The organism is Duganella lactea, assembly GCF_009857505.1.
In the GTDB taxonomy this organism is placed as follows: Bacteria; Pseudomonadota; Gammaproteobacteria; order Burkholderiales; family Burkholderiaceae_D; genus Rugamonas; species Rugamonas lactea.
In genome coordinates, this window is the sequence record NZ_WWCP01000001.1 from 224,242 (window position 1) to 251,068 (window position 26,827).

Genomic DNA, 26,827 nt, shown 5'->3' on the forward strand with positions numbered 1-26,827 from the left:
GGGTTGAAAAATCTATGTGGTGAATCAGTGAGTGGCTGGAGCCGGTGCGGCAGGCGCGTCTGCTGCGTTATCTTCAACCTTGATCTTGACGCGCTCGGCGATGAACTCGCTCACTACGCCAGGCAGTCGGCTGCCATCGCCATCAAGGTGCGCTACCGTGATGCGGCTCAGCCAGCGCGCCATATCGCAGACGGTCTGTTCCATCGTGTTGCGCTCGACCAGCGCGCCGTGCAACGCAGCCTCCAGTTGCTCGTAGGTTGGCTTCTGGCCAGCTTCCAGTTTTGCGGCGAGTTCGTCTTTCCAGTTCTTCATTGCAGTTCCTTTTTAAGTTGACGCAGTGTGTTCTCCAGTTCAGCTTTGCGGCGGGCGATGTACTGCCCGCGCATGAAGTGCAGCTCCTGTGCGGTGTGCCGACCATCATCAACCGCGAGCATGAACTCGGCGACAGTGCGGCGGCGATGCGCCTCCAGGCGGCGCAGCTCCCAATGCACCAGGGCGATTCGCGCTTTTACGTACATGCGGTGCAGCTTGTTCATACTTGTTCCTCGTCTTTGCGTTTGTATTGGCACTGCTGGCACGCACGCCAGTGCTGCATGGCGACAGGGTTATGCGTCGGCGCGCGCCTGGTAGAAAAATCGTGGCACATAGCGGTCGGCAACTTCAGCGCCAGATACGGGCAGGCGATGGACATGGGCAGTTCCAAGACGGCGAGTACCTCGCGCTCCATCTTGGCCAAGTCCCCTGTGTACTTGCCAGCCAGCGCCAGGCTGACCGAAGTGCGCGAGTAGTTCACGCGGACAGCAGCGCGGCCGATGCTTGTCTTGGCGGCTTCAGTGCGCAGGAGCTGGAGCCAGCGCGGTTCAGAGGTCGTCATGGTTCTTCTCCTGTTCTTCCCAGACAACCTCATTCAAATTGGGGTCATACACGCTTTTCGTGCGCTGGATCATTGGTGGACGTGGTCCGGTGTATTTGCCTGCGGCCAGGCGATAGCGTGCAATGCTGCCCTGGCGGGCGTTCTGCGCTTCTTTGGTCAGCGTGAGATAGCCTGCCTGGAACAGCGCGCCAACGTATGCCTTGGCAGTGCCGTCCTTGACTTCGGTGCCGGACGTGCTGGCGTGGGCAGCCAGTTCGCGGTAGTTGAACTCGCCGATGATGCGCATTGAGCGCCAAAGTGCCTCAGTGCCCATGCCTTGCAGCAGTGGCTTGCCATCGCGGGTCAGGCGTGGAGCTTCGATGCCGTTGTCACGGACCAGCTTCCATTGCTTCTTCGCGGCGACCGGTGTGTTGGTCAGCATCTCGCCAGCGAGAAAGCCGCCCAGTTCCAGGGAGCGCAGATAGGTGTTCAGTGTCGCTTCGTTGATGTTGGTTTTGATGCTCAGTTTCGCGGTGGTGAAAGGTGTTTCCATTCCAAACTTACGAATCATTTCCCAAGCTCGCTGACGCGAGCCTTTGCCGCCGACCTGTTCTGCGTTGATCGGCTTGCGTTTAGTTTTGGTTGATGCCATTTACTCGTTATCTTTCTTCTTCGTTTTTCTTATGCTGCGCGGCGCTTCGGTGCTTCGCCGGTATAGAGGTCACGCTCGCCCCAGGCTTTCAGGGTCATGCTGGTTTCGGCGCTAATCATGGCCTGCTCGTGAATCAGTGTGAGGTTGACGCATACGCGGCGCACAGAGCCGTTGGCCAGCTGGACGATGTGTTCCAGCAAATCGGCGGAGATTTCGACGTCAGGGCAATAGATCGGTGCGAGCTTCTGCGCATCCGAGACGGACACGGGCATCGCGGGAATCCACGCCATGACGCGGCTATGAAAGCGCTCCCATTTCTTGAGCTTGTGCGGCAGCATTTCTTCGCCGACCAGGATCAGCGTGCCCTGGCTGCCTTCGTAGATATCGCGCACCAGCTCCACCATGTTGTCCGAGCGCAGGCAGAAGTCGAACTCATCGATAATCAGCGGGCGGCGGCTGGCGGCGATCTGTTCGCAGATTTGGTCTAGCATGCTTGCAATGGTGCTCATCGGCTTGATGCCCATTTCAAAGAGGATTTTCTCCAGCATGGTCTTACGATTCCAGGCGCTGCGCATTTGCACGTAGTAACCGCGTGCCTGGTTGGCCAGTGCCGAGCAGGCGATGGTCTTGCCACGCCCAGCCTCACCGTAGATGACGCCGATGCCTGGGAGGCCATCCACGCGGCTGATGAGCTTTTCAGCAGCGATGGCCACCAGATCGAGGTTAGAGATGCGGGCCGTGCGATTGACCATGTGATTGATAGTCGTCATACTTCGTCTTCCTTTGTTGGCGGCACCGTTGCAGCGGTGCCTGGTTGTTATGCGCTCTTGCGCTGGTACATACGGAATTCGGCGGTGGCTTGATATGTCTGCCGCCATTTCTTTTGCTTATCACTGCGGTCCTGCTGTGCTCCTTCAAATTCCATTCGCTGCCATTCGTCCCATCGTTCTTGCGGGGTGTTTGGCACGCTCCATTCCTGCTCATCGGGCACGACCGGCTGGGCCGTAGTCAGTGGCACGTCGATGACTTCCACATCCTTGACTTCGGCCGGGATCGCATCGCGGGCGCGCAGCGCCAGTTCGTCGCGGGTCATGTTGATGAAGCCTGGGATATGGACGCTTTCCATGTGCTCTAATGCAGGCGCGCCACGGCGTTCGCTGATCGCGGCATCACGCTTGACATCAAGGCGCTTGATCTTCGCGTCAAGCCGCTTGTCCCGCCCGCGATCCATTACGGACTGAGGCATGTATTCGCGGCTGTTACCGTTTAGTTCGGCGGTGCAGATGAAGCGCCCGTCGGGGTCATACACCCATACCTTTTCTGGATCGTGAATGTCGTAGCCAACACGCATCTGATCGGTGTGGAATTCCTCCAGGTACTTCGAGAAATAGCGATTCCCGAACACCTCAATTTCGCCCCGATGGATGGTGCGCAACACCTGTGGACGGAATAGGGGCCGCAGCTCATCGTCCGAAACCGTGTGCGGGACAAAACCTTTTGCAACTGCCAGCTCCCAAGCCTCGTTCGGCGTCATGTGCCGCCGACGGCCTGTTGCGGGATCGGTGATCTTGGCCAGCGACCGATGCGGACTGTTGTTGTATTCATCGACCTTCTGTTGGCAGAATTCGACAAAGCCGGGCCAGCCGATCAGCGGCATCGCCACCGCCTCGCCGTTCTTCTGCGCCTTGATCGCCTTGCGGGACAGCTTGAACGTGCCCAGCTTCGCCTGGCGGTCCATGTCGTGGCCGATATAGCCAGGCAGCTGCTTGGCCGCGTTGACCCAGATCGTCTGGTGTGACCGTTCGATGATGCCGCGTGCCTGGGAGTTGTACGGCAAGCTGTTAATCATTTCAGTGCCCAGGCGAGCCATCAGGCCGGTGCCGGTGTCGGTCATCAGCTCATTCTTGTAGCCCGAGCCGTTGTCCACATACAGGATGGCTGGGATGCCGCCGTTAATCACCGCGTTACGCAGCGCGTCCAGCACGGCGAAGGCGCTTTCAGCGAGGCCTACGGACCAGCCCACAGCGCGGCGCGTCGCCACGTCAAGCACAGAGGTAATTTCTGGCCTAAATGGCTGGCCGTGCAGCGGGTGCTGTACTTCGGCGTCGAAGCGGTGACCATCGGCGGTGTAGACGTCGCTGGGCAGCAGCGTGTCGAACGTGCGCCGGATAAATGGCTTGATCGACTTGATCTCGTTCGACCCCATGCGGCCCATTTCAAGCGTGACCTTGCCGACCTTGTCCAGGAAGCGGCGAACCTGCCAAATACTTGGCGTCGTGGCCATCTGCTTGGCTGCCCATTCGGTAGCAAACTGCCTGTAGGCATGCTCTACGGTAGGTTTTTCCGGGCGCTGGAAGTACCCCAGGAAGGTCGGCGCCCAGTCCGGCACGCTCATATCCCGTTCTTTCTTTTTCGGGGCCAGCATGCCTGCACGGTCGTACTCCACGAAGCGCAGGATGCTGCGCTCGGACGGCAGACCATCGGCGCTGGGGCGGCCGCGCTCATCGCGGGCCATCTTGAGCATGGCGACCAGCTGAGGATTGGCTTGACCTTCGCGGGCCATTTCAACCAGGGTGCGAGCGGCCTTTTTCAAGGGATAACCGGATAGATTCATCAGCGTTTGCAGGGCAAGCAGTACGCCTTTGCGTGCATCGGCCTTGAGAGCCTGGGTTTCGGTCTCGATCAGCGGAATCTGGTTTTCTGGCCCGACTTTTACTCGGCGCGGCTCGACCACCGCTACAGCTTTCTGCGCAGCTTTGTGGCGGATCGCCTCCATGATTTTTGCTGGCGGCAGATACTCCTTACGCAGTCCTCCGCGACCACCTTTGCCCGGCACTTCGATGAATTTCCACCCTTCGGATTTAGCTCGCTTAAATACAGCGGCGCGAGTAGTCGGGAGGCCATCAATTGCCATGCTCGCCAAGGTCTCGGCGTCGTAATGCGATTTCAAGATGACTGCATTCATGTTGTTCTTGGGGGGGCATTTAGTTGGATGCAACAGATTCCAGGGTTGCAGAAGTTGCTAATTTGTTCGGAAAGTTGGCAATCACAGAGATAACCGGCGTAAAATTACGTTTCGCATAACGTTCTGGCCAGATTTCTTCCGCCTCCTTGCCAATTGCTGCGGCGATGATTCGTTCAGCTTTGGGGTAAGGGGCAGTAAGAGCTGTTTTTAAGGTGTGCTCGCTCAAGCCATTTGCGCGAGATAATCCACGCATAGACCAGCCGTTTTTGTGTAACGCTGCGATTACGTCCGCCCGGTGCCAGTCGGCTCGTGCGGATTTTTTTGATGATGTGACTACACTCATTTGCTAACCCTTCGCGGTAAGTAAGTGGGTGCATTTTAGGTTGATTAGTTGTTTCTTGCAATAGAAAACAACCTGAAAAACAACTTAAAATTCAGTGTTTACGATAAGCTATTGATTTTATTGGGTTGTTTGTTGGTTGTTTCTTTGTGTTGCCTCCTCATCCAGAGGAAGCAACTTAGCGAATAGGGTTGTTTCCGTATGCCAGAGAATTTCCGAGAGCGGTTTTTGAAAGAGGCGGGCGAGCGTCCGTATGCCTGGGCTGCCACGATGGGCCTTCCTAAGGACTTGGTGACGGCGGTTATTAGGGGTGGTGAGGATTACCAGCCCATCCGGCGGACGCTGACCAAACTGGCCGAGGCTACCGGGAAAAGCGTTGCGTGGTGGCAAACAGGTGAAGAAGGCGAATCCTCGGGATTGCCTGCAAAAGCCGCTCAACCGCCCGCCAAATCACTCGCTGGCACTATCGCGGGTGGAACTGGGCAGGTGAACGTGCTCCAGCTAGAGCTGGCTATCAAGGCTGTTGACAAGTGGGAGCAGACCAGGGATGCAAAGATTGATCCCGAGCGACGTCCAGCCGTCATAGCCGTGCTTTACGAATTCCTATCTAAATCAGAGAACGCAGGCGATGCGGCAATAGACGTTGTGCTACGTGCGTTAGGGTGATGTGATAATTGGTGAGAATTGAAAAGTGGACTTTAGGTTTCATTGCTAAAATAATTGCTTTAAGAAAATGATTATTGCAATGAAAACACCTCAGAACGTAGAGAATGCCTTAGATTTGCTGATGAGCATGATGGATGACGCCGTCACGTATGGGACGCAGCAGGCAAAGAAAGCTTGGTTTACCTGTTTGTCTGCTGGACAACGTCGGGCAAGTGCGAACGAGCCGATTTACCAGACGAGGCGTCATTCGGCAGTAAGGTATCGGAGAGGTGTCAAAAAAAGCGCAATAGTGCGCACAATTCACTCGGTTTTGAGCAATCCGTGCCAAAACGTGTTGAGTAAGGAAAAGGGGCCGGGAGCCGCATGGTTACTGGGTTTCTGGCCCAAACTCTCGTTGATCTTCGGGTGTCAAAACAATCACTCCCTCACAATTTGGCACTGATTTGCGCTCCCTTTGGTAAGCCTGGTGAAAGAATCTTGAAGGACTTAAAAGCCGCACGCGACGCGGGCAACTTCATCCCAGTCAGTCTGGTCTATTCTTGGTGGTAGCTGCGTGCACGCTAGGCGATGCTACCTCAGTCGGCGTTTTCATTTCTGTGGAATCCCCACACCGCGCGGGGTGCGTGCGAGAGCGTGGGTGCCAAGCTGAGTGAAGTCGAAATTGAATTGTGGAATATATGTAACAAACGGGGGGACTGCGTCCGTCCAATCTGAGCCTGTTCGCACAAACATCGAATTGACGCGTCGTCGGTCTATTTAGGAGGCGCTACCGTGGAATTATTAGACTCAATCAAGAATGAGGCCATAGCCGTCGCGGAGCTCCCTGTCGACAAGATGGAACCGGTCCAGCTTCAATGAGGCCCTGCTACAGCCGGCGATCGCTGCTTTGCGTAGCAAGGATCAGAAACAGATGGCGATGTTCGAGGACCTTCTACCGGTTGGTGGTAAGCGTCCAGCGCACCCACCTATGAATCCTTGAAGCTCCAGGCCACACTCCGAATTTTTACTTGGAGATGAGGATGGTGAACACCGAACGCGAAGCGGTTTGGCAAGAGCGTGTTGAGCACTGGCGAGCAAGCGGACTGTCGCAGCGCGCCTTCGCCCTGCAAGAGGGCTATCCAATACGACAGGTGGGTTACTGGGTTCGCCGACTGACCCGGTCGCCGGCCACGCCTGGGCTCAATCTTTATTGCGAACCAGCGTGACGCTCGGTGATATCGATGCCGATACCCCGATAACCGATGAAGCGGCCGGCCTCATCGAATCGGGGTTCACCGCTCACTTGCAAGTACTGCCGCTCACCATTCACTTGCGTGCGGTGATAAATGAAATCGATAAAGGGTTCACGCCCTGCGATCAGGCGATCGAGTTCCTTGCGCTGTTCCGCTTCCCAACTGAGCCCCGGCTTCGCGACGACTGTCACGCCGTCTTCGCCCAGCATCAGGTCCAGCATTTCGAGCACGGGGCCGCACATGTTGGTGAACCTGCCATCGGCGTCCTGCTCCCAATACCAGTCGGATGACAACTCGGTAAAACTCTTGAAACGCGCCTCACTTTCCCTCAGCTCGGCGGTGCGTTGCGCCACGGTCTGCTCCAGCAGCACATTGTGCTGTTCCAGGCGCTGGTAGAGAAGCCGGAGCTCCAGCATATTGCGAATGCGGGTTTCGACTTCGACCAAATCGAACGGCTTGCTGATGAAATCCCTGGCGCCGGCTTGCAGCGCCCGCAGCTTGTGATTCGGTTGTGCCGTCAAAACCAGTACCGGCAGGTAGCCGCTCGGCTCAGTGGCCAGCAACTGCTGCATGACTGCAAAACCATCCATCACCGGCATTTGCAGGTCGAGCAGTATCAGGTCGTAGCGGCGCTGGGCGTGCAGCTTGACGACGGCGGTCGGATCCATCGTGCTACTGACGTGCTGGTATCCAGCATGACGCAGCAATTCGCACAGCAACAGGACATTGGCCTCCTGATCATCGACGATCAGGATATGGGCGTTCAGCATGTCGGGTACGGTGATCATAAATCTTTCTCCATTGGTTGCAAGGCCTGGTTTGCCGCGAAATCGAGTGCGATATCGAGTGCCAACATGAACTCGTCTATTTTGATAGGTTTGGTCAGATAGCGGAAGAAGCCAGCGCTCAGGCCCTGCTCGATATCTTGCTGAATGGCGTTGGCAGACAGCGCCAGCACAGGGATGCGCGCGGTCAGCTGGTCGGCGCGCAAAATCTTCAGGGCGTCGAGGCCACTCATGCCAGGCAGATTGATGTCCATCAGGATCAGGTCAGGGTGACGCTCGCGGGCCATCTCGATGCCGGCTTCACCATTCAATGCCACCAGCAAAGTCAAATCGCTGCGACGCTCAATCAGCTGTTCCACCAGATTGACATTGGCTTGGTTGTCTTCGACGTAAAGCAAGGTACGCATGGCGGCGTGAGGCGCGCCGCTCAGCTGCGCGACCGGCATGACCTGCGCTTCATGCCAGGCAGGCCCGTCATCGGTGACGGTGGTTAATTCGAACCAGAAGGTACTGCCGACACCGACCGTGCTGTCGACGCCGATGGTGCCGCCCATCAGTTCGATCAACTGCTTGGTCACCACCAGTCCTATTCCTGTTCCTTCCGTGTTACCGGTCTCCTGCCCCAGGCGGTTGAAGGGCTGAAACAGTTGCTTGATCTGTAAGGACGATAATCCGACCCCGGTATCGGAGACGCTCACGCGCAGCCGGCCACCAGGCGCCAACTCGCAACGGACGCTGGCCTGGCCATGGTCACGGTTGTACTTGATCGCGTTCGACAGCAGATTGATCATGACCTGCTTGATGCGTGTGCGGTCGGCATAAACGATGTGCGGTACATCGCCCATCGCAAACGTGATGGCAATATTGCGGGTGGCAGCCTGGGGCGCGATCATCACCTGGCAATCCTTCAATACTTCAGTCAAGGACATCGGCTCCAACGCCATGGCTAGTTTGCCGGACTCGATCATCGCCAGGTCAAGTATCTCGTTAATCAGGCGCAGCAGGTACCATCCGCCTTTGAGGATCTGCTCAATCGATAATTTTTGCGCCGGCGACGGTTGCGGCGTGGCGCTTTCCATTAACTGTGCAAACCCGAGGACGGCGTTGAGCGGGGTGCGCAACTCGTGGCTCATGTTCGACAAGAACTCCGACTTGGCCAAGTTAGCCTTCTCGGCCGCCGCGCGCGACAGTTCAAGCTCGACATTCTTTTCCTGGAGCACCTTTTCCAGCTGTTTGCGTTCCGCGATATTACGGGCTGCAGCAAACACGCCCTGCAAGCGACTTTCGCTGTCGTGATAGGTGGTGGCGTTGTAGGAGACCGGCGTGTGCACGCCGTCGCGGCTGATGGCAACCAGTTCGAAGTCCATCACCTTGCCTTCGCGTAGTACCTGGCGAATCGCCGCTTCCGCTCGCTCCGGGTCGATAAAATAGGTTTTGAACGGCGTGCCGATGAGCTGCTCTCGGCTACACCCGGTCAGCAACACCATTTGATGATTGACGTCGCTGATGACACCGTCCAGATCGCAGGTCATCAGCGCGTCGATATTCGATTCGATCAGGCTGCGCGTATAAAATTGCTGGTCGCGCAGGCGCTGGTCCAGCAAGGCCTGTTCAGCTTCCACCAGCTTGCGTTTCGTGTTATCCGTACCAATCAGCAGATAGCCGATGATCGCGTCAGCGCCATCGCGAAGTGCGCTGACCGACACGCTGGCGGCCAGGCGATCGCCGTTCTTGCACAGAAAGGTCAGCTCGACAACATCCTCCACGCCTTGTGCCGCCTTGACCAGCAGCGTCGGCAGGTTGGGCCAGCAGGCGCTGCGCAAGGCCGCACGCAGCGCCTGCTCGCGCGCGGCGATCTCCTGCGGATCAACCAGATTATCCGGCGTCACAGCGGCCACCACCTCATCACTGCTATAGCCCAGCATGCGTTCGGCGCCGACGTTAAATATTTGGATAATGCCAGCCGCGTCGGTGGCGATATAACAAAAGTGGGCGTTGTTGAAGATGGCGCGCTGGAGCACGTCAGTCTGCAACGCCGAGGATGGGTGGGACGCACCGGTTTGCTGAGTAGGGATCATTGCGCATTCGCTCGATAGTGATGGATAGGCCTGCAGGCCGGGGGCTGTGCGGTACAGGGAATCATGGGGTGGACGGCAGTAGCCGCGCGAATTCGCGCTTGACGACGTCATAGCACTCGCAGACATCGTCTTCCAGACCACAGCGGTCCACCACCGTGATATGCCCGCGCCGATAGCTGATATAGCCCTTGCGCTGCAAATTCCCCGCTGCGACCGTCACCCCCTCACGGCGAACACCCAGCATATTGGAAATGAGTTCCTGCGTAATCTTCAGCTCGTTGGTCGACAGGCGGTCCAGGGTCAGCAGCAACCACCGGCATAACTGCTGTTCCACGCTATGGTGCCGATTGCATACCGCCGTTTGCGACATCTGGGTCAGCAAGGCCTGCGTGTAGCGCAGCAGCAGCCGTTGCAAGGCGCCACTGCGCTCGAACTCTTCCAGCAAGATGGTGGCACTCAGGCGATAGGCGGCGCCGCTGGCCTGCACCACGGCCCGGCTCGACGTCGAGTTACCGCCCATGATCAGCGCCACGCCCAGCATGCCTTCATTGCCGACGCCGGCTATTTCGGAAGAGCCGCCATTCTCAAGCAGGTAATGCAGCGAGATAACCGCGCTAACGGGGAAATAGACGTAATGTTGGCGGTCGCCCGATTCATACAAGGCATCGCCAACCAGCAGAGAGACTTGCTCCAGATGCGGCAGCAATCGCGAAAAATCTTCCGCTGGCAGGGCTTTCAACAGAAAGTTACGCTGCGGTGCATTCAAATGTGTCATGTAATATTCCGAGGAATATTTCGTCATGAAAGATCCCGATAGTCGTCCTGAAAAAAAAGCCCGCGTAATCGCGGGCTTTTAAAATAAGCATGTCAATATTGTACTGAGACTTCTGCGAGACCCATTAAAATACAGGAACATCGACTAAACCATTTTCCATAGATCAGGGCTATCTGCCAGGTATCTAAAGCCGGTTGGAATCGTGTCATGACAAACTTTAATCTCGTGCGAGGTGAAATCACGCTGCCATGTGCTCTGGGCAGCATGGCATGGGTGACATATTAGTTCACCACTTGGATGTTCGCTGCCTTCTCGCCTTTTGGACCAACGCTGCGGTCATATGCCACGCGCTGATTCTCGGAGAGGCTCTTGAAGCCGTTGGACTGGATGTCCTGGAAGTGCGCGAACAGATCCGCGCCGCCTGCATCAGGGGTAATAAAGCCGAAGCCCTTGGCGTCGTTAAACCATTTGACAATACCTGTTTGTTGAATGCTCATGAATTTTCCTTCAGTGAAAAGAATGCCGGCAAGATCGCCGAAAAAGCACTTGAAACCAAGAAATTAAAACCGAAGGAGAAAAAACTGAACGACTTTGAAAACAGCCATGCGGAGTTGAGACCAACAAGATTACGACTTGATGCAAGTACAGCAATCAATATACATGCGACGCCCTTGTTTGCCTAATCTTTTATTTATTTTTTGCAAGAACTTAATTTACTGGCGGAAATGTACGCTGCCGTACAGAGCTGGTGGGGCGACTATTTGATACTGCGGCGGGGCTTGCTTTTCCCCCAGCCGATCATTTTCTTCGGTGTAAAAGCAATCACCGGAGAAATATATGATGATTTTAATCGTGGAAGATGACCTCGATCTGGCAGAAACCTGTTCGATGGTGCTGGAGACGTCAAATTTTGAGGTACAAGTGGCGCACAGTGCCGAAGATGCATTGGTCAAAATTGCCGGACGCAAGCCTGATCTGTTGATTTCCGACTGCGTGTTGCCTGGCCGCTCAGGCCTGGAACTCAGCCAGCAAATGCGCAGTCGTCATGATACGCGCGAGCTGCCGATTCTGCTGATGAGTGGTTCCTTGCGCAATCAGGTTGCGCATGGCGATAGCTACGACGGCTTCATCAACAAGCCGTTCCTGGCCGAGGCGCTGCTGTCAGAGGTCAGCAGACTGTTGCAGCTGGCCGGGTCTGCCGCAAATCGTTCAGCACGAGGCACCCCATGAAATTGTCGGCTTTCATCCGGGAAAATCTGGAGCCCATATTAAATGAATGGGAAGAGTTTGCGGCTTCGCTGGCGCCGCTGGAAGACGCTACCAAAGTTGAACTGCGCGACCATGCAGCAGCGGTGTTACGGTTTATCGCGACAGATCTGGAAACGCCCCAGGCCGAACATCAGAGCATTGCGAAATCAAGAGGACTGGATCGCGCTTTGAGCGGCAATACTGCTGCACAGTTGCATGCCGAAGAGCGCGTCGCCGCCGGATTTTCCGGCGAACAGGTGATGGCGGAATACCGGGCGCTACGCTCCAGCGTGCTGCGACTTTGGGCGAAAAATGCTGAGATCGCTACGCCCGATGATATTCAGGACATGATCCGTTTCAACGAAGCGATTGATCAGGCTCAGACCGAGTCGATGGCGCGCTATGCGCGCATGCTGCGGGAAGCACAGAACCTCTTCCTTGCCATTCTTGGGCACGATGTTCGCACGCCGCTGGGGGCCGTTAGCATGGGGGCGCAAGTGCTGCTGATGGATCAGACCTTGCCATCCAAGGCGCTCAAGGTCGGCCTGCGCATTCTCAACAGTTCGAAGCGCATGGACGCCATCGTACGCGACTTGCTGGATTTCTCGACCACCCACCTCGGTGATGGCATCCCAATTGATCCAAGTACTGTCGATCTGCTGGAGATATGCCAGCACACCATCGATGAGGCCAAAACCTTCCATCCCGACCGGCAGTTTGAACTGAAATCTGAGGGCGACTTGAACGGCGCCTGGGACGGCCAGCGCATGGGGCAGGCGTTCTCCAACCTGATATCGAATGCTATCCAGCACAGCACGCCGGAAAGCACCATCAAGGTTGTTATCTTCGGACTCAACGATGAGGTGGTGTATGAAGTCAAGAATGCTGCAGAGGTTTTTTCGCCGACTAAGCTGCGGACCTTATTCGACCCGATCAAACGGTTTGCCATTCGTCCCGCCAGTGAACGTGTGGGGGCACGCATGCAGAACCTAGGCCTAGGACTCTACGTCGTGAAAGAAATCGTCAGCGCCCACGATGGCAAGATCTCAGTCACCTCCAACGCCGATGAGGGCGTCACTTTTACAATTCGCCTGCCACGCCAGACGCCGCATCGTCGCAGCGACGATTAGTTGAAAATTTTCAAAAATCACCCCTCTACGGATGCTAACGATGCAGCCGCCGTTTAAGTCGGGAGTTGATTACGCGGCAGGTCGATGGTGAAGACACACCCATGACCGGCGACATTTCGCACGGTCAGTTCGCCCTTATTGCTTGCAACGCTTTGTTTTGCAATAGTCAGGCCCAGGCCTATGCCGGTACGGTCTGCGCCGGACTGAGAGAACGGCAAGAACATCGTCTCGGCGACCCCGGAAGCGAGCCCGCCGCACTGGTCTGCAACGGCGATCAGGATGCGATCTCCTGCGGCAACTGCGGTGAGCATGACTTCGGTGCCGGGTCTGGTGAATTTAAAAGCGTTCTGGAGCAGATTCGCCACTGCAGCGATCAGCAGATCCCTCGTACCATGCAAGGCCAGCGCTGGATCGACCTGCGGCGCGCGCAGGGTGCAGCCATGCTGTTTGGCCGACAGCGATGCGGCAGCGAAGATTTCGGTGATGAAATCAGCCAGCGAGAACACGCTTGCAGCGGCCGCTTTTGAGCGCATCGCCCTGACATCCTCCAGGGAACTTGAGATCAGTTTTTCCAAACCGCTCAAGCTGCGTTCAAGTATGGATCCGGTAGCGCCGCCGAGACTCAAATTGCCGGCCTTGGCTGCCGAAAAGGCCAGCGATGCCGTGCCTAGCAGGTTCCGCAATTCGTGCGCCAGAAATCCCATGCGTTTGCTCGACTCCAGGGCACTTGCATCAGCCTGCACCAGGTCCCGTTGGAAGCCAAATGCAGTGACAGCATCCGCGATGGCATTATCCAGGCAGCGGTTCAGCGTGCGAAATTCGTCGACCGTGAAGGGCGCATCGCGCTCAACTGCCAGATCGGTGATCGACTGGCAGAGATCGCCATAATCGTGGACTACCTGATCCACGGTCAGTCCAAGGCCCCACAGGTCTTTGCCGTGTTGGGTGGCAGAGACCCCCACCTCTGACACGGCAATACCGCCACCGGCAGGACCGGAAATCCGACGGCTATCCATCGGGGTTGGGGTTTGCTCGATCTGCAGGGTCTGGATGAGCTGCTGCAGGAATAGCGGGATGCCATCCTTCAACTGCGCTTCCGTTGCAGAGCGACCGACCCGCTCACCGACCTTCACGCGACAGCGTCGCGCAAGTTCGATGCGATTGTTCGACAAAAAATCATGCATCATCTGGACCTCCGAACTCAAGTGAACTTGATGGATACCGCAGATGTGCGAAGCAATCTTGACGATTACTTCATGTTACCACTGACATCTAATTTTGTTTATATATTTTGCAGTAAGCGGACTGCAACACGCTACGCAGCTTGGGCGAAGAGCGCGATGTGTCCGCCAGCAAATCAGCGGACGTGTGCTGCGCGTTCCCCGAGGCGGCCGAGCGCCCGCCACGCATGTACGCCTGGACACGAGCTTGATCCGTCCGCACCGGCGGGTGTTGAGCTTGCCGAACGATGTACCGGCCTGCTGGCTGGCCGAATTGATGCGAGCACTGTGATGGAACTGTCGGCCGATGCGATCTGGCTGGCGACGGCGGTGGTGGACTTCAGTGAGCAATTTCTTGCCCTCTTGAATCGCCAATCCCTTCGGTCCCGACGGGATGCTCGAGTCGGCCGGCACCGTGAATGGCGGCGCTGCTGGTTGCAAACCGCAACCAGCTTGTCCGCCGCCGCAACCATAACTTCGCTTGCCTTCAGCTCGGCCTTGGCGCGAAACAACTTCGCCAAGGTTTTACCAGAGGATGTGCGAGAGCCAATGGAAGGGCAGCCCATCGATATATTGAATTATAGAACGTATAAATATATAATGTGTTCGAGTAGATTGCAAACGGAAGGAGGCCAGGCATTGGCGCACGATCAAGACAAGCTGGATTTGCAAGCGATGCAAGCAGCCGCCGCGCGCGCCTGTTCGCTACTGAAGACGCTCGGCAATGCCGACCGTCTGCTGCTGTTATGCCAGTTGACGCAAGGCGATTTCTGCGTGAGCGAACTCGAATCAATGCTGGGCATCGTGCAGCCCACGCTGTCGCAGCAACTCGGCGTGCTGCGCGAGGAAAAGCTGGTCAGTACGCGGCGTGAAGGCAAGCAGATTTACTACAGCCTGGCCAGCGAGGAAGCAACCGAAGTGATGCAGGTGCTTTATCGCCTGTATTGCGTCAAACCGCAGGGAGAACACAATGGCAGTTGATTGGATCAATTTCACACCCTGGACGGCGCTGGCCGGCGGCCTTCTGATCGGTCTCGCGGCGGCCGCCTTGTTGTTGTTCAACGGCAGGATCGCCGGCATCAGCGGCATCCTGGGTGGCCTGCTCCATCCCAAGCGGGGCGACATGGCCTGGCGCGTCGCGTTCCTGGCCGGCCTGGTGATCGCGCCGCTCGCATACGGCGTGTTCGCGCCCCTTCCCGACGTACGCATCGACGCTGGCCCATGGACGCTGGTCGCCGCCGGCTTGCTGGTCGGCCTCGGTACCCGCTATGGCTCGGGATGCACCAGTGGCCACGGGGTTTGCGGTTTGTCGCGGATGTCGCCACGGTCGCTGGTCGCCACGCTGTCGTTCATGCTGGCCGGTTTCGTCACGGTGTACGTGCTGCGGCAGCTGCTTTCCTGAGGAGAAAATGATGCAAGTCTTGATGGCATTGATCGTCGGCCTGGTGTTCGGCATCGGCCTTATCGTTGCGGGGATGACAAATCCGGCCAAGGTCCAGGGTTTCCTCGATCTCACAGGCAACTGGGACCCGTCGCTGGCGTGCGTGATGGGCGGCGCCATCCTGGTCGGGCTGTTCACCTTCCGCTTCGCCGGCAAGCGCGAACGCTCGTTGCTGGGCGCTGCCATGCGCCTGCCGACCGCGAACCGGATCGACCTGCGCCTGGTGCTGGGCGGCCTGGCGTTCGGCGCGGGCTGGGGTCTGGCAGGCTTCTGCCCGGGACCTGCCCTCGCCTCGCTGGCGACGGGCGGCGCCAATGTGCTGATCTTTACCGGCGCCATGCTCGCCGGGATGATAGTCTTCGAACTGCTGGAACGCAGCACGGCCGCCCTGAGCCGGCCGCACGGCGGTTGAACGCCTATTCGAACTGCCAGTAGTCGATGCCGAATGGGACGTGGCGGCCATGGGCGTTTAACACGAGGTAGACATCCTGCGTGCCAGTCACGTTGGCCGACGGTACCGTGACGGTACGCCAGGCGGATGCGGCCCCCGTAGCGGGCACCTCGACGGTCGCGATCAATGTGCCTTCGGTTGAGCCGACCCGCACTTCGATCTTTCCTCCCGGCGTCGCGCTCGCCACGCTCACCTTGAACGTCTTCGGTGCCTTGCGCCCGAAGTCCACGCCCGCCACCTGCACGTAGGCGCGTGCGGCCACGGGCGTAATGTACATGCCCGCCTGCGGGTCCCTGGCGCTGCGTACGCCGGGAGCCCAGTCGAACGGCATGTCGCGATCGCGTTTCAGCCGGGATTCCCACGCTATCGTTTCGCCCTCCACGCGGCGATACGGCGACAAATGCTCCACTTGCTGGACTCCCGTCGTGTTCCAGAAAGGCAGTGTCGGGATGGTGCCGTCGGGACGATAAGTGAAATCTGCCACGGTCACGGAGCGGCGTTCGTGGTGTAGCGGTGTTTGGGCCCAGTTCAGGCGGTAGTTGAGCCCGAAAACATAGGATTTCCCCTTGAAGTCGATGATGCCAGGGTGATTGCCGGTCGACAGCGGGCTGGAGTCCATGATCTGCCCCTTGAATTCAAACGGCCCCGTCGGGCTGTCGCTGATCGCGTACCCGAGGCCTTCGGAACAGCAGGTCGACGCATACGCGAGGTAGTACTTGCCGTTGCGCTTGTAGACCCACGGGCCTTCCTGATAGTTGCGCGGCTTGGCGTCGATGCGGGTGATCTCGCCGGCATAGGACACCATGTCGCGATTGAGCTTGACGTACGAGAGGTGCGGATTGCCCCAGTAAAGGTAGGCTTGGCCATCGTCGTCGATCAGGACCGTGGGATCGAAGTTGCCTTCACCGCGTCCGATCAGGGGGCGGCCCAGCGGATCTTTGAACGGGCCGTAGGGACTGTCCGAGACGGCCACCCCGATGACGTTGCGGGGCGATCCGGCGACCGTCACCGGGGCGTACAAATAATACTTGCCGTTACGCGCAATCACTTGCGGCGCCCAAGCGTCGTTGTGCTGGTTCGCCCAGGGGAAGATGGAAAGGTCGGCCACCGTTCCGTGGTCGGTCCAGTTGACCATGTCCTTCGACGTGTACAGCTTCCAGTCGAGCATCTTGAACTCGAGCGCGTCGTCTTCGTCGTGCGTGGTGTACAAGAACACCGTGTCGCCAATCACCAAGGGGGCCGGATCGGCGGTGAAGCTGGTCTGAATGATCGGATTGGCAGCGAAGGCGGAGGCGCTGGTGAAACCGCACGCCACAAGGGCAAGGAGTGCCGCACGGGCATTGATGAAGGTGGGCATACGAACTATTTCCCTCATTAGGTAATCTTTCATCGGTGATGCCCGTAGGACTGATCGGTCGAAAAAATCCAACCTGGTTCAATTGCGCGGCCAATCCGAACCTTTTAGGTTTATGCCGTCCATGAACAAGTGTACCAGACGCCGAATACGCGATTTCGATGAGCGGTCATTTTCGACTGCGATGGAAATGAACGCACCTCACCTTGAGATACCGGGTTACTTTTTCACCCAAGCAGCCAACCGCTGCTTAAACGATACGGTAGCTTTTTGGAAAAACATGGAGATGGGATAATTGAAGAGAATTTCTCCAGGCAAATAGCGGTCCGCTTCGTCACGCTCATACATCACCACAAATCTTGCGGAGCTAACACCAGGCAGACCTTTCGTCACCATATCCCCTTCGATTTTGAGCGGTGCACCCGACTGCGAATCTAGCCATGCCTTTGCTTTGTATCCCGCGTGCCCTTTACTGCCTGGATATCCACATCGCCATTGCCCTTGTCGGCAATCCGCACATGGCCGTCGTTGCCCAGCAGGATCTGGTAATCCGCCAGCTTGCCGGTGTAGACCACGGTGTCCACGCCGTCGCCGCCGTCCTGGCGCGGCCGCAATTCCCACAGCCAACGCCAGCCTTGCGGCACCCACGGCGAGCTTGGTGACGGCTACCGCGCCGTCATTTCTCCGTTCCAAAACTGATCAATTTTCGCGCAGAGGCGCTGCCGCGCGTGACCAGCACACGCGCCTCGTTGACCTCCACGCACTGCCGGACTTCGAACGTGACGGGGACTGACTCGGCTGTTTCGCCGAGCCGCTGCCGGGAAGTGACGATGTCATAGCTACCGCGCTTGAAGATGAGTTGCTCAATGCCGGCTTCGCCCGTCGGGGCCGGCTTGATGACCACCAGCGACCAATGGCCTTCGTCACCGCTGAAGCGCTTCTTTTCAAGAAAGGCGTTGACCCGCTGCGCCGTGGGCGATGCGCCCGGCAATGCGCTCTCGTAAGGCGTGAGTGGGCAAAGCAGGGTTCCAGCCGGCCAATTTAATGACACCAGCGGCACCACGACGACTGGCTTTAGCCGGGATAGCTGCTGGTCAATCGGATGCTGCGCGTCGGTGCAGGCACCGAGCGCCGTTATCATCAGCACGCCGATGGCGCGAAACTTGACAATCATTGTCTTACCCCTGCTGTAGTGCGCGGCCGCCGCCGCAAGTTATTCCGGAATCGGCTTGGTCACCAGGAACAGATACGACATCGCGCCGAGGAAGGCGATGCCGGCGCCGGTCAGCAGCGCCGGCCCGAAGGACCAGGTCTGCGCGATGTAGCCGGTGAGGATGGGCGCCAGCGCGCCGCCGAGGAAGCCGCCAAAGTTCTGCAGCGCGCCCAGCGAGGCGATGCGGCTCGGCGGCGCCGCCACCGTCGCCAGCGACCACGCGCACGCCGACGACGCGTTCGCCAGGAAGATGACGATCGCAATGCAGGCCACCGCCACGACGTTGCTGTCCACCAGCGCCGCCGGAATGGTGAACCCCACCATGCCCAGTGTGGCGACCACCACCGCGTTGCGGCGGCCGGTGACCGGCGACGAGGCCACGCGCGCCACGCGGTCGGATGCCCAGCCGGCGATCAGCGCGCCGGCGAAGCCGCAGATGAACGGCACCGACGCGGCGATGCCGGCATACGCCAGATCCATGTGGCGCTCGGTGCGCAGATAGCCGGGCAGCCAGGTCAGGTACACCCAGTTCAGGTACACCGAGCCGAAGAAGCCGAGCATCATGCCCCACGTGACGCGGTAGCGGAACAAGGCCAGCCACGAGGCGAAGCCGGCCTTCGGCGCGGCGGCCGTGGTGACGGCGTCCACCTCAAGATAGGTGCGCTCTTGCGCCGTCAACTGCTCTGGCACCGGGTCGCGGTACAAGCTCACCCACACCAGCGCCGCCACGATGCCCATCGCGCCGGTGACGAAGAATGCCCAGTGCCAGCTGGTGGCCTCGATCAGCGGCGCCAGCAGCAAGGGCGCCAGCGCCACGCCCAGCGGCGAGGCCGAGTTATACACACCGGTCGGCGTGCCGCGCGCGCGCAGCGGGAACCAGTTGCTGACCACGCGCGCCGCCGCCGGAAACTGCGGCGCCTCGCCGATGCCCAGCGCGATGCGGGCGATGACGAAGTAGCCGAAGGTGGCGGCCAGGCCGCCGGCGGCCTGCGCCAGCGACCACACCACCAGGCCGATGCCGAGCAGCCAGCGCGGCCCGATCTTGTCGACCAGCGCGCCGACCGGCAATTGGCACAGCGCGTAGCTCCACGAGAACGCCGACAGCAGCAAGCCCATCTGCCCAAGCGACAGGCCCAGATCGGCGCGGATGTATTCATTGGCGACGGCCAGCGTGGCGCGGTCCAGGTAGTTGATGACGCCGCACACCACCAGCAGCAGCAGGGCCAGGGTTTGAGCGCGGCGAATCCGGGCTGGCGCGGCAAGGTGGGGGGAAGAAGCTGTCATGTCGCGTTATTAAGCGGAAGAAAATGACGGCGAGTATAGTACATGTCAGCGGGTACGCTGCGGCAACAGTTGGCGCAGCTTTCCGCCGTCAGACCTCGCTCCACTGCCGCAGCAGGTTGTGGTAGTGGCCGGTGATGCCGACCAGTTCGGGGCAGTCGCCCAGGCGCGCGCGCAGGCTTTGGATGTTCTGGTCCAGCTCCAGCAGCATGCCGCGCCGCATGTCGTCGCGCACCATGCTCTGGCTCCAGAAAAACGCGCAGACGCGGGCCCCGCGCGTCACCGGCTCCACCCGGTGGATGCTGGTCGACGGGTAGATGATGGCGTCGCCGGCCGGCAGCTTGACCTCGTGCTCGCCATACGCGTCGGTGACGATCAGCTCGCCGCCGTCGTACTCGTCCGGATCGCTCAGGAACACGGTGGTGGAGACGTCGGTGCGCACCCATGGGCCGTTGCCGGGCATGCGACGCAGCGAACCGTCGACGTGCGCGCCATAGTGCTCGCCGCCGGCGTAGTGGTTGAACAGCGGCGGAATGGTGCGCAGCGGCAGCACCGCCGCGAAGTACAGCGGGTGCTGGTTGAGCGCGGCCAGGATGGTCTGGCCCAGCTCCAGCGCCAGCGGCGAGGTCTCCGGCAACTGGCGGTTCTGCTTGACCTTGGCGCCCTGCTCGCCGACTGTGGCGCGGCCGTCGATCCAGTCTGCGGCGTCGAGCCGGCGGCGCATCGCGCTCACCTGGTCGCGCGTCAGCACGGCGGGGATGTGCAGCATCATGATGTCTCTCCTATAAAGCAAAAAACCTCGCCGCTACGGATAGCGGCGAGGCCAGCAACACGGAATCGGGTACCGCTGCTTAGAACTTGAAGTTCGCCGTCAGACTGGCCGAGCGTGGCGTACCCGGGGTGTAACGATAACCCGACTTGTTGATCGCCTGCACGTACTCTTTGTCGGCCAGGTTGTAGACGTTCAGGCGCAGATCAACGTGCTTGTTGATCGGGTAGGCCGCCATGGCGTCGAACACCCAGTACGAGTTGGCGTACTGCGGCGTGCCGACGGCGCCGTCGGTGCCGCGCGCCAGCTTGTCGCTGAAGCGCGCGCCGCCGCCGATTTGCAGGCCGAACGGCAGCGTGTACGAGGTCCACGCGGTGAACGATTGCTTCGGCGTGTAGCTCAGCTGGTTGTCGCCGCTGGCGGTGACCACCTTGCCGGACTCGACGCTGGTGTTCTGGTGCACATAGCCGGCGCTGACCAGCCACTTCGGCAGAATCTCGCCAGTGACGCTCAGCTCGATACCTTGCACACGCTTCTTGCCGGTCTGGTAGTACTGCGCGTCGACCGGGTCCTGTTCCACCTCGTTCTTCACCTCGGTGCGGAACAGCGCCGCCGACAGCGACAGTTTCTGGCCCAGCAGATCCAGCTTGCTGCCCAGCTCGTAGTTGGTGGTTTCCTGCGGGTCGAACTTCGGATTGGCGGCGCTGTTGGCGGCGGCGCTCAGCGCGAAGTTGGCGCTGCCCGGCGGCGCTTTCGACGAGGCCACCAGCGCGTAGACGCTGCTGTCGGCGGTCGGTTTGTACAGCGCCGACAGTTTGCCGTTGACCAGGTTGTCCGAGGCCTCGATGCTGCTGCCGACCAGCGTGCCGACCGGGATCAGTTGCGGCGTGGCGGCGGCCTGCACGGCGATGGCGTTGTAGGTGGTGTTGTAATGGTCGACGCGCACGCCGCCGTTGAAGATCCACTGCTCGCCGAACTTGATGGTGTCGAACAGGTACACGCTCTGGGTGTTGGTGGTGCCGTCGTTGCGCCCGCCGCTGCGCTGCAGGTTGACCTGGGCGCTGGTGATCGGCGTGTGCGGATTCGGGTGGTAGATGCTGGTCGCTGGCAGGCCGGCGGTGGCGGCCGGCGCGCGGTTCGCATACAGGTAGTTGGTCTGCTTCTCGTGGGTCAGCTCGACGCCGCCGACCACGGTGTGCTTCAGCGCGCCGGTGGTGAAGTCGGCGGTCAGCGTGGTCTGGTTGGTCAGGATCTCGTTTTCCTGATCCTTGGTGGTCAGGTTGGTGCGCAGCATGGTCCAGTCGGACGGATTGGTGGCCGCGGTGTTGGCCGCCAGATTGGTGTTGGTGGCCATGAACGCGGTCAGCAGGTAGTCCTGCTGGGTCTTGCCGTAGCGGCTGGTGTTGACCAGGCGGGCGCCGCCGGCGAAGTCGTGCTCGACACGCACGGTGGCCATGTCGGCCTTGACGTTGTCATGGTCCAGCACCGAGCCGTAGAAGTTCTTCGGGTTGACGGTGGCGGCGTTGGCCATGAAGGCGAAGCTCTTGGCCGGCGTGGCCGTGGCGGGTACCGCCGCGATGTCGGCCGGCGGGGTCCAGCCCGGCAGACCGATGGTCAGCACGCCGCCGTCCGGCACGTTGTCCTGCTTGACGTGGAAGTAGTTCAGGTAGACCCGGGTTGGGCCGTTCAGGCCGAACGCCACCGACGGCGCCACGCCCCAGCGCTTGGCCTTGACCATGTCGCGGCCGGGGTTCTCGCTGTCCTGGTCCAGCAGGTTCAGGCGGAAGGCGGTGCCGCTGTCGGCGTCGATGATGGTGTTGATGTCGGCGGTGGCGCGGCGTTGCTTGCCGCTGCCGACGGTGGCCGAGCCCAGGTAGGCGTTTTCCAGCTTCGGCTGTTTGCTGACCAGGTTGATCGAACCGGTCGGCGACGAGCGGCCGTTGTCGGTGCCGGCCGGGCCCTTGAGCACGTCGATCTGTTCGATGTTGAAGGTGTCGCGCGAGATCGAGCCGATGTCGCGCACGCCGTCGACGTAGATGCTGGACGAGGCGTCGAAGCCGCGCATGTAGATGGCGTCGCCGGTGTTGGTGTTGCCGTTTTCACCCAGGAAGAAGGCGCCCACGCCCGGCGTGTTGCGCAGCGCCTCGGTCAGCGTGGTGGCGCCTTGCTGTTCGATCAGCTCTTTCTTGATGACGGTCAGGGTCTGGGCGGTGTCGACCAGTTTTTCGGTGTACTTGGCGGACGCCGCGCGCTCGGCCTTGAAGTCGTTTTCGCGGCTGGCGTTGACTTGCACTTCCTTCAGCGTCTGCGGCTGGGCCTGGTCGGCTTCCGGCGCGGCGGCGGCCTCGGCGGCGTGGGCCGCGACCGGCAGCAGCATCGCGGCCAGCGCCGCGCTCATGTGTTGTTGAAAGCGCGTGTGCGCGTGTTTACGGCTCTTGATCATTGCCATGTCTTCTTTCTGTCTTGGAAAGGGGGTCAGTTGTAAAAATCAGTAAGATTGTAGCAATTCGCAGCGAAAAGGTAAATGCGAATTATTATCAATATGATTCACAGCGCAGAACGGGGCGTGGAACTGTGGTGAAAAAACCGCGGCCAGCGCCGCGGCGCGCTCAGGAAGATTGGCGTTCGAGCCAGGCGCGGGCCTCGGCCAGCGTGGCGGCCAGTTCGCGGCGGACGCTGCGGTACAGCGCGTCGAGCTGGTCGTCGCGCTGGGCGTGGATGGCCTCCTCGACCGCCAGCGTGGCCTGGATCAGGCGTTTGGCGCCGAGGATGCCGACCGCGCCGCGCAGGCTGTGGAACTGGATGGCGGCGTCGCGCAGCCGTCCTTCCTGCAGCGCCACGCCGGCCAGGTCGGCCGGCGCCATGCCGCTGTCGAGCGCGCCGCGCACCATCTTGGCCATGGCGGCGCGGCCCTTGGCGTCCTTGCCCATCACGCGCATCAGGCCGTCCATATTGAAGACGCTGGCCTCGCCGCCGGCGCCGACCACCCGCGCTGGCGTCGGCGTCGGCACCGGCACGAACGGCGTCGACGCCGGCACCGCAAACACCGGCGCCGGGGCGGCGGCGGCCATGGCTTCCAGCAGGTCGGCGGTGACCGCCATCGCCGCCGCTTCCACCTCCGCCTCCACCGCCGCCTCCGCCGTCTCGGGGGCGGACGCGACCACGGCCGGCGCCGGCGACGGCGGCAGCGCCAGATGGCGGCGCAGCACGCCCAGCATCTCCTCCACCTCGATCGGCTTGGGAATGAAATCGGTGATGCCGGCCTCGCGGCTGCGCTCGCGCTCGGACTCCAGCACACCGGCCGTCATGGCGATGATCGGCAGCGTCAGCCCCAGTTCCTGGCGCAGCAGGCGGGTGGCGGTGAAGCCGTCCATCACCGGCATTTGCATGTCCATCAGCACCAGGTCGTAGGCGGCGGCGTCGCTGCGCATCCGGTCGACCGCCTGACTGCCGTCGCCGGCGATGTCCAGCGTGGCGCCGGCGTGTTCCAGGATACCGCGCGCCACCGCCTGGTTCAGCAGATTGTCCTCCACCAGCAGGAAATGGCGCCCGACCAGGCTGTCGGCCACGTGGTTGTCGACCGGGTGCTGCGGGTCGGCCTCGCCCTGGGTGGCCAGCGCCTGGTGCAGCGCGTCGAACAGATTGGAGCCGGTGATCGGCTTGACCAGCACCACGTCGGCCTCCGGCGCGTGCGAGATTTCCTCGATGCGGTCACGGGCGAAGGCGTTCAGCATCACCACGATCGGCTGCGGCTTGCCGTTGGCGGCGGCGCGGATTTCCTTGGCCGTGACCAGCCCGTCCATGCCGGGCATGTGCCAGTCGGCCAGCACCACGTCGTAGGGCTGCTGCTGGTCCAGGCTCTGGCGGTAGCGGCGCAGCGCGGCCTCGCCCGAATCGACCTCGTCCGCCTGCCAGCCCCAGGCGCGGATCAGGCGCGCCACCAGTTCGCGGCTGGTGCGGTTGTCGTCCGCCACCAGCAGGCGCAACTGGCCCAGGCTCGGCTTGCGCCGCTCGTCGGTCTGCTCGGCGGCGATCTCGAATGGCAGGCTGAACCAGAAGGTCGCGCCCTGCCCCGGCCGGCTGCTGACGGCGATCTGGCCGCCCATCAGCGTGATCAGGCGGCGCGTGATGGCCAGCCCCAGGCCGGTGCCGCCGAAGCGCCGGGTGATGCTCTGGTCGCCCTGTGAGAAGGCGTTGAACAGCTGGCCCAGCTGGGCTTCGGACATACCCATGCCGGTGTCGCGCACCTCGAAGCGCAGCAGCGCGCTGTGTTCGTCGCGCGCGCTCAGCTGCACGCTGACCACCACCTCGCCCTGGGCGGTGAACTTGATGGCGTTGCCGGCCAGGTTGACCAGGATCTGCTGCAGCCGCATCGAGTCGCCGTGCAGGCGGTGCGGAATGGCGCTGTCGACGCTGATGGCCAGCTCCAGTTCCTTGTCGCCGGCGTTCATGGTCATCGTCGTGGCCAGCGCGTCCATCACCTCGTTGAGGACGAAATCGACCGGCGACAGCTCCAGCTTGCGCGCCTCGATCTTGGAAAAGTCCAGCACGTCGTTGAGGATGCCCAGCAGCGACTGGCCGGACACGCGCACCATGTTCAGGTACTTGCGCTGCTGCGGCGTCAGCTGCGTGTTGCCGAGCAGGTAGACCATGCCCAGCACCGCGTTCATCGGGGTGCGGATCTCGTGGCTCATGTTGGCGACGAAATCGCTCTTGGCGCGGTTGGCGGCCTCGGCGCGGTCGCGCTCGCTTTCCAGCTCCTGCGCCCGGCTTTCGACCTCGTGCTGCAGGCGCTGGCGTTCGGTGATGTCGGAAATCACCGCCAGCACCTTGGTGCCCTGGTCGGTGCGCACCGCGCTGAGGTTGACCTCGACCGGGAATTCGCTGCCGTCGCGGCGCTGGCCGGCGGTCGCCCGGCCGGCGCCCATGCGCACCGGCTCGGCGCTGAGGCGGTCGGCGAAAAAGCGCATGCGGTGCCGCGCGTGCTGCTGGCGCAGCCGCTCCGGCAGCAGGATCTCCAGCGGCTGGCCGAGCACCTCGTCGCGGCCATAGCCGAAGCAGCGTTCGCCTTCGCGGTTGAAGGTCTCGATGCGCCCGTCGACGCCGACCACGACAATGGTGTTGGGCGCGAACTCGACCAGGCTTTGCAGGCGCGCGTCGGCCGCCAGCCGTTCATGCATCAGGTCGTTGAAGGCGGCGGTCAGCTGGCCCACCTCGTCGCCGGCGCGTACCGGCAGCGGCGTGAAGCGGCCGGGATCGGCGCGCAGCGCGACGATGGCGTTGCGCAGTTTGATCAGCGGCGCCATGAGCCGCAGCGTCAGCAAGCTGATCAGCAAGGCCGCCAGCACGGCGGTGACGCCGCTCCACACCAGCACGCGCTTGAGCACGCCGTCGAAGGGTTCGAACGCCTCCTCGGCCGGCAGCGAGGTGGCCAGCAGCCAGTCGACCGACTTCAGCATCTTGTAGCTGTTGAGGGTGCGCTGACCGTCGCTGGTGTTGCCCATCAGCGTGCCTTCGAAGCCGTCGGCCAGCGCGCGCGTGGTGTTGGGGTTGGCGTTCGGCGCGCGCGGCTTGAGCAGGCGGTTGATGTCGGGATGCAGCACGTACACCGGGTTGGCGCCGCGGGTGACGGCGAAATAATAGCCGCTGCGCCCGACCTTGGCCATGCGCAGGTGGCCCAGCAGGTTGTCCTTGTACAGGCGCAGTACGCCGAGCAGCACGCACACCACCTCGCCCTGGTCGTTGAGCACCGGCGCCACCATTTGCACCACCGGCTGCTTGTTGGCGCGGCCGATGACCGGCTCGGTGATCATCGGCTTGCGGGTGCGCATCACGGTCTGGAAATAGGCGCGGTCGGCGACGTCGATGCCCACCCGGCCGGGCACCAGCGGCAGGTCCGAGATGACCTTGCCGTCCGGCCCCAGCACCAGCAAGTCGTCGAACAGCGCCAGCACGGCGCGGTTCTGGTAGTAGGCGCGCAACTGGTCGGTCGAGCTGGCCAGCGCTGGCGGCTGGTTGCGCGCCGACAGCGCGATGATGTCCAGCAGCATGGCCAGCTTGTCGTCCAGTTCCTGCGCGGTGCGGTTGACCAGCGCCGTCTGCTGCGTAAACAGCACCCGCGTGTAGTCCTCCTGCATGCGCTGGGTCTGCACCAGCGTCACCAGGCCGATCATCAGCACCGAGGTGATGCTGGTGGCGAGCGCGACTTTGGCCTTGATGCCGAGGGGCTGCATATCATCCTTGAAAGTCGAGGGCTGGGTCGATTCTCCTATCAACGCGACAAGTTGGCAAGGAACAAAAGTCAGCCGGCTGGTTGTTGCTTAAACTAGTATCATGCAAGCGCGGGCGGGCGGGAATACCCGATTGGATGAGTG

General features: G+C 60.8%; 27 protein-coding genes. 7 read left to right on the top strand and 20 right to left on the bottom strand.

Annotation, left to right across the window (positions count from 1 at the left end; genetic code table 11):
* Positions 1-24: 24 nt before the first annotated feature.
* The 7 genes from GTP44_RS01125 to GTP44_RS01155 form a co-directional block, all read right to left on the bottom strand.
* A complete protein-coding gene (locus GTP44_RS01125; RefSeq protein WP_161017970.1) occupies positions 25-312 on the bottom strand; it encodes a hypothetical protein in 288 nt (95 codons plus the stop codon).
* The gene (locus GTP44_RS01130; RefSeq protein ID WP_161017971.1) at positions 309-536 is read right to left on the bottom strand and encodes a hypothetical protein; all 228 of its coding nucleotides are present in this window, start codon (positions 534-536) and stop codon (positions 309-311) included. Before GTP44_RS01130 ends, GTP44_RS01125 begins: the two co-directional genes overlap by 4 nt.
* A complete protein-coding gene (locus tag GTP44_RS01135) occupies positions 533-874 on the bottom strand; it encodes an XRE family transcriptional regulator (RefSeq protein WP_161017972.1) in 342 nt (113 codons plus the stop codon). The genes GTP44_RS01130 and GTP44_RS01135 overlap by 4 nt, the downstream gene beginning before the upstream one ends.
* Entirely contained in the window at positions 861-1,505 is a 645-nt protein-coding gene (locus tag GTP44_RS01140) for a hypothetical protein (protein WP_161017973.1), read from the bottom strand. The genes GTP44_RS01135 and GTP44_RS01140 overlap by 14 nt, the downstream gene beginning before the upstream one ends.
* Before the next feature lie 29 nt (positions 1,506-1,534).
* A complete protein-coding gene (locus GTP44_RS01145) occupies positions 1,535-2,257 on the bottom strand; it encodes an AAA family ATPase (RefSeq protein ID WP_202423934.1) in 723 nt (240 codons plus the stop codon).
* A gap of 65 nt (positions 2,258-2,322) precedes the next feature.
* Positions 2,323-4,470, bottom strand: a complete 2,148-nt coding sequence (locus tag GTP44_RS01150) for a Mu transposase C-terminal domain-containing protein (protein ID WP_161017975.1) — start codon at positions 4,468-4,470, stop codon at positions 2,323-2,325.
* A gap of 19 nt (positions 4,471-4,489) precedes the next feature.
* Positions 4,490-4,813, bottom strand: coding sequence for a helix-turn-helix domain-containing protein (locus GTP44_RS01155; protein ID WP_161017976.1), 324 nt, complete (start codon positions 4,811-4,813; stop codon positions 4,490-4,492).
* A gap of 198 nt (positions 4,814-5,011) precedes the next feature.
* On the opposite strand from GTP44_RS01155, the gene GTP44_RS01160 reads away from it, so the two are divergent.
* Positions 5,012-5,476 carry a hypothetical protein gene (locus GTP44_RS01160; protein ID WP_161017977.1) on the top strand — a complete coding sequence of 155 codons (465 nt, stop codon included), beginning with the start codon at positions 5,012-5,014 and terminating at the stop codon, positions 5,474-5,476.
* A gap of 1,019 nt (positions 5,477-6,495) precedes the next feature.
* Entirely contained in the window at positions 6,496-6,681 is a 186-nt protein-coding gene (gene tnpA / locus GTP44_RS28385) for an IS66 family insertion sequence element accessory protein TnpA (protein WP_443093263.1), read from the top strand.
* Here the strand turns inward: tnpA and GTP44_RS01165 are convergent.
* From GTP44_RS01165 to GTP44_RS01180, 4 genes are all read right to left on the bottom strand, one after another.
* Positions 6,663-7,496 carry a response regulator gene (locus GTP44_RS01165; protein WP_161017978.1) on the bottom strand — a complete coding sequence of 278 codons (834 nt, stop codon included), beginning with the start codon at positions 7,494-7,496 and terminating at the stop codon, positions 6,663-6,665. The genes tnpA and GTP44_RS01165 overlap by 19 nt on opposite strands.
* Positions 7,493-9,571, bottom strand: a complete 2,079-nt coding sequence (locus tag GTP44_RS01170; protein ID WP_202423935.1) for a PAS domain-containing hybrid sensor histidine kinase/response regulator — start codon at positions 9,569-9,571, stop codon at positions 7,493-7,495. The genes GTP44_RS01165 and GTP44_RS01170 overlap by 4 nt, the downstream gene beginning before the upstream one ends.
* A gap of 61 nt (positions 9,572-9,632) precedes the next feature.
* On the bottom strand, positions 9,633-10,346 hold the full coding sequence (locus GTP44_RS01175) for a Crp/Fnr family transcriptional regulator (protein WP_161018198.1): 714 nt from the start codon (positions 10,344-10,346) through the stop codon (positions 9,633-9,635).
* A 281-nt stretch (positions 10,347-10,627) separates the two neighbouring features.
* On the bottom strand, positions 10,628-10,843 hold the full coding sequence (locus tag GTP44_RS01180) for a cold-shock protein (RefSeq protein WP_161017980.1): 216 nt from the start codon (positions 10,841-10,843) through the stop codon (positions 10,628-10,630).
* Between the two features lie 340 nt (positions 10,844-11,183).
* On the opposite strand from GTP44_RS01180, the gene GTP44_RS01185 reads away from it, so the two are divergent.
* Together GTP44_RS01185 and GTP44_RS01190 are read left to right on the top strand one after the other, a co-directional pair.
* Positions 11,184-11,576 carry a response regulator gene (locus tag GTP44_RS01185; protein ID WP_161017981.1) on the top strand — a complete coding sequence of 131 codons (393 nt, stop codon included), beginning with the start codon at positions 11,184-11,186 and terminating at the stop codon, positions 11,574-11,576.
* Positions 11,573-12,724 carry a sensor histidine kinase gene (locus GTP44_RS01190; protein WP_161017982.1) on the top strand — a complete coding sequence of 384 codons (1,152 nt, stop codon included), beginning with the start codon at positions 11,573-11,575 and terminating at the stop codon, positions 12,722-12,724. The genes GTP44_RS01185 and GTP44_RS01190 overlap by 4 nt, the downstream gene beginning before the upstream one ends.
* Before the next feature lie 53 nt (positions 12,725-12,777).
* On the opposite strand, the gene GTP44_RS01195 is transcribed toward GTP44_RS01190, so the two are convergent.
* Positions 12,778-13,911 carry a sensor histidine kinase gene (locus tag GTP44_RS01195; RefSeq protein WP_202423936.1) on the bottom strand — a complete coding sequence of 378 codons (1,134 nt, stop codon included), beginning with the start codon at positions 13,909-13,911 and terminating at the stop codon, positions 12,778-12,780.
* A gap of 324 nt (positions 13,912-14,235) precedes the next feature.
* On the opposite strand from GTP44_RS01195, the gene GTP44_RS27970 reads away from it, so the two are divergent.
* The 3 genes from GTP44_RS27970 to GTP44_RS01210 are packed head-to-tail and all read left to right on the top strand — an operon-like array spanning position 14,236 to position 15,797.
* The gene (locus GTP44_RS27970) at positions 14,236-14,925 is read left to right on the top strand and encodes an ArsR/SmtB family transcription factor (RefSeq protein WP_308494290.1); all 690 of its coding nucleotides are present in this window, start codon (positions 14,236-14,238) and stop codon (positions 14,923-14,925) included.
* Positions 14,915-15,346 carry a YeeE/YedE family protein gene (locus GTP44_RS01205; protein ID WP_161017983.1) on the top strand — a complete coding sequence of 144 codons (432 nt, stop codon included), beginning with the start codon at positions 14,915-14,917 and terminating at the stop codon, positions 15,344-15,346. Before GTP44_RS27970 ends, GTP44_RS01205 begins: the two co-directional genes overlap by 11 nt.
* A gap of 10 nt (positions 15,347-15,356) precedes the next feature.
* On the top strand, positions 15,357-15,797 hold the full coding sequence (locus tag GTP44_RS01210) for a YeeE/YedE family protein (protein ID WP_161018200.1): 441 nt from the start codon (positions 15,357-15,359) through the stop codon (positions 15,795-15,797).
* 4 nt (positions 15,798-15,801) lie between these two features.
* Here GTP44_RS01210 and GTP44_RS01215 read toward each other — a convergent pair whose 3' ends face one another.
* From GTP44_RS01215 to GTP44_RS01250, 8 genes are all read right to left on the bottom strand, one after another.
* On the bottom strand, positions 15,802-17,193 hold the full coding sequence (locus GTP44_RS01215; RefSeq protein WP_161017984.1) for a glycoside hydrolase family 43 protein: 1,392 nt from the start codon (positions 17,191-17,193) through the stop codon (positions 15,802-15,804).
* Positions 17,194-17,409: 216 nt separating this feature from the next.
* A complete protein-coding gene (locus GTP44_RS01220) occupies positions 17,410-17,586 on the bottom strand; it encodes a hypothetical protein (protein WP_161017985.1) in 177 nt (58 codons plus the stop codon).
* Between the two features lie 38 nt (positions 17,587-17,624).
* The gene (locus tag GTP44_RS01225; RefSeq protein ID WP_161017986.1) at positions 17,625-17,834 is read right to left on the bottom strand and encodes a hypothetical protein; all 210 of its coding nucleotides are present in this window, start codon (positions 17,832-17,834) and stop codon (positions 17,625-17,627) included.
* A gap of 32 nt (positions 17,835-17,866) precedes the next feature.
* Positions 17,867-18,364, bottom strand: coding sequence for a hypothetical protein (locus tag GTP44_RS01230; RefSeq protein ID WP_161017987.1), 498 nt, complete (start codon positions 18,362-18,364; stop codon positions 17,867-17,869).
* Positions 18,365-18,403: 39 nt separating this feature from the next.
* Positions 18,404-19,687, bottom strand: a complete 1,284-nt coding sequence (locus GTP44_RS01235; RefSeq protein WP_161017988.1) for an MFS transporter — start codon at positions 19,685-19,687, stop codon at positions 18,404-18,406.
* An 88-nt stretch (positions 19,688-19,775) separates the two neighbouring features.
* Positions 19,776-20,456: a Fe2+-dependent dioxygenase gene (locus GTP44_RS01240; RefSeq protein ID WP_161017989.1), complete on the bottom strand. Its 681-nt coding sequence runs from the start codon at positions 20,454-20,456 to the stop codon at positions 19,776-19,778.
* Positions 20,457-20,535: 79 nt separating this feature from the next.
* Entirely contained in the window at positions 20,536-22,902 is a 2,367-nt protein-coding gene (locus tag GTP44_RS01245) for a catecholate siderophore receptor Fiu (protein WP_161017990.1), read from the bottom strand.
* Positions 22,903-23,062: 160 nt separating this feature from the next.
* On the bottom strand, positions 23,063-26,686 hold the full coding sequence (locus tag GTP44_RS01250; RefSeq protein ID WP_161017991.1) for a response regulator: 3,624 nt from the start codon (positions 26,684-26,686) through the stop codon (positions 23,063-23,065).
* Between the last annotated feature and the right edge of the window lie 141 nt (positions 26,687-26,827).

What these genes read in the sequence shown, in the direction of transcription:
- GTP44_RS01205 (WP_161017983.1), top strand. Translation starts at nt 14,915, where the DNA reads ATGGCAGTTGATTGGATCAATTTCACACCCTGGACGGCGCTGGCCGGC.
- GTP44_RS01195 (WP_202423936.1), bottom strand. Translation starts at nt 13,911, where the DNA reads ATGATGCATGATTTTTTGTCGAACAATCGCATCGAACTTGCGCGACGC.
- GTP44_RS01135 (WP_161017972.1), bottom strand. Translation starts at nt 874, where the DNA reads ATGACGACCTCTGAACCGCGCTGGCTCCAGCTCCTGCGCACTGAAGCC.
- GTP44_RS01230 (WP_161017987.1), bottom strand. Translation starts at nt 18,364, where the DNA reads ATGATTGTCAAGTTTCGCGCCATCGGCGTGCTGATGATAACGGCGCTC.
- GTP44_RS01130 (WP_161017971.1), bottom strand. Translation starts at nt 536, where the DNA reads ATGAACAAGCTGCACCGCATGTACGTAAAAGCGCGAATCGCCCTGGTG.
- GTP44_RS01125 (WP_161017970.1), bottom strand. Translation starts at nt 312, where the DNA reads ATGAAGAACTGGAAAGACGAACTCGCCGCAAAACTGGAAGCTGGCCAG.
- GTP44_RS01155 (WP_161017976.1), bottom strand. Translation starts at nt 4,813, where the DNA reads ATGAGTGTAGTCACATCATCAAAAAAATCCGCACGAGCCGACTGGCAC.
- GTP44_RS01180 (WP_161017980.1), bottom strand. Translation starts at nt 10,843, where the DNA reads ATGAGCATTCAACAAACAGGTATTGTCAAATGGTTTAACGACGCCAAG.
- tnpA (WP_443093263.1), top strand. Translation starts at nt 6,496, where the DNA reads ATGGTGAACACCGAACGCGAAGCGGTTTGGCAAGAGCGTGTTGAGCAC.
- GTP44_RS01165 (WP_161017978.1), bottom strand. Translation starts at nt 7,496, where the DNA reads ATGATCACCGTACCCGACATGCTGAACGCCCATATCCTGATCGTCGAT.
- GTP44_RS01190 (WP_161017982.1), top strand. Translation starts at nt 11,573, where the DNA reads ATGAAATTGTCGGCTTTCATCCGGGAAAATCTGGAGCCCATATTAAAT.
- GTP44_RS01250 (WP_161017991.1), bottom strand. Translation starts at nt 26,686, where the DNA reads ATGCAGCCCCTCGGCATCAAGGCCAAAGTCGCGCTCGCCACCAGCATC.
- GTP44_RS01210 (WP_161018200.1), top strand. Translation starts at nt 15,357, where the DNA reads ATGCAAGTCTTGATGGCATTGATCGTCGGCCTGGTGTTCGGCATCGGC.
- GTP44_RS01235 (WP_161017988.1), bottom strand. Translation starts at nt 19,687, where the DNA reads ATGACAGCTTCTTCCCCCCACCTTGCCGCGCCAGCCCGGATTCGCCGC.
- GTP44_RS01160 (WP_161017977.1), top strand. Translation starts at nt 5,012, where the DNA reads ATGCCAGAGAATTTCCGAGAGCGGTTTTTGAAAGAGGCGGGCGAGCGT.
- GTP44_RS27970 (WP_308494290.1), top strand. Translation starts at nt 14,236, where the DNA reads ATGGAACTGTCGGCCGATGCGATCTGGCTGGCGACGGCGGTGGTGGAC.
- GTP44_RS01145 (WP_202423934.1), bottom strand. Translation starts at nt 2,257, where the DNA reads ATGGTCAATCGCACGGCCCGCATCTCTAACCTCGATCTGGTGGCCATC.
- GTP44_RS01175 (WP_161018198.1), bottom strand. Translation starts at nt 10,346, where the DNA reads ATGACACATTTGAATGCACCGCAGCGTAACTTTCTGTTGAAAGCCCTG.
- GTP44_RS01240 (WP_161017989.1), bottom strand. Translation starts at nt 20,456, where the DNA reads ATGATGCTGCACATCCCCGCCGTGCTGACGCGCGACCAGGTGAGCGCG.
- GTP44_RS01245 (WP_161017990.1), bottom strand. Translation starts at nt 22,902, where the DNA reads ATGGCAATGATCAAGAGCCGTAAACACGCGCACACGCGCTTTCAACAA.
- GTP44_RS01150 (WP_161017975.1), bottom strand. Translation starts at nt 4,470, where the DNA reads ATGAATGCAGTCATCTTGAAATCGCATTACGACGCCGAGACCTTGGCG.
- GTP44_RS01140 (WP_161017973.1), bottom strand. Translation starts at nt 1,505, where the DNA reads ATGGCATCAACCAAAACTAAACGCAAGCCGATCAACGCAGAACAGGTC.
- GTP44_RS01215 (WP_161017984.1), bottom strand. Translation starts at nt 17,193, where the DNA reads ATGCCCACCTTCATCAATGCCCGTGCGGCACTCCTTGCCCTTGTGGCG.
- GTP44_RS01185 (WP_161017981.1), top strand. Translation starts at nt 11,184, where the DNA reads ATGATGATTTTAATCGTGGAAGATGACCTCGATCTGGCAGAAACCTGT.
- GTP44_RS01220 (WP_161017985.1), bottom strand. Translation starts at nt 17,586, where the DNA reads ATGGTGACGAAAGGTCTGCCTGGTGTTAGCTCCGCAAGATTTGTGGTG.
- GTP44_RS01170 (WP_202423935.1), bottom strand. Translation starts at nt 9,571, where the DNA reads ATGATCCCTACTCAGCAAACCGGTGCGTCCCACCCATCCTCGGCGTTG.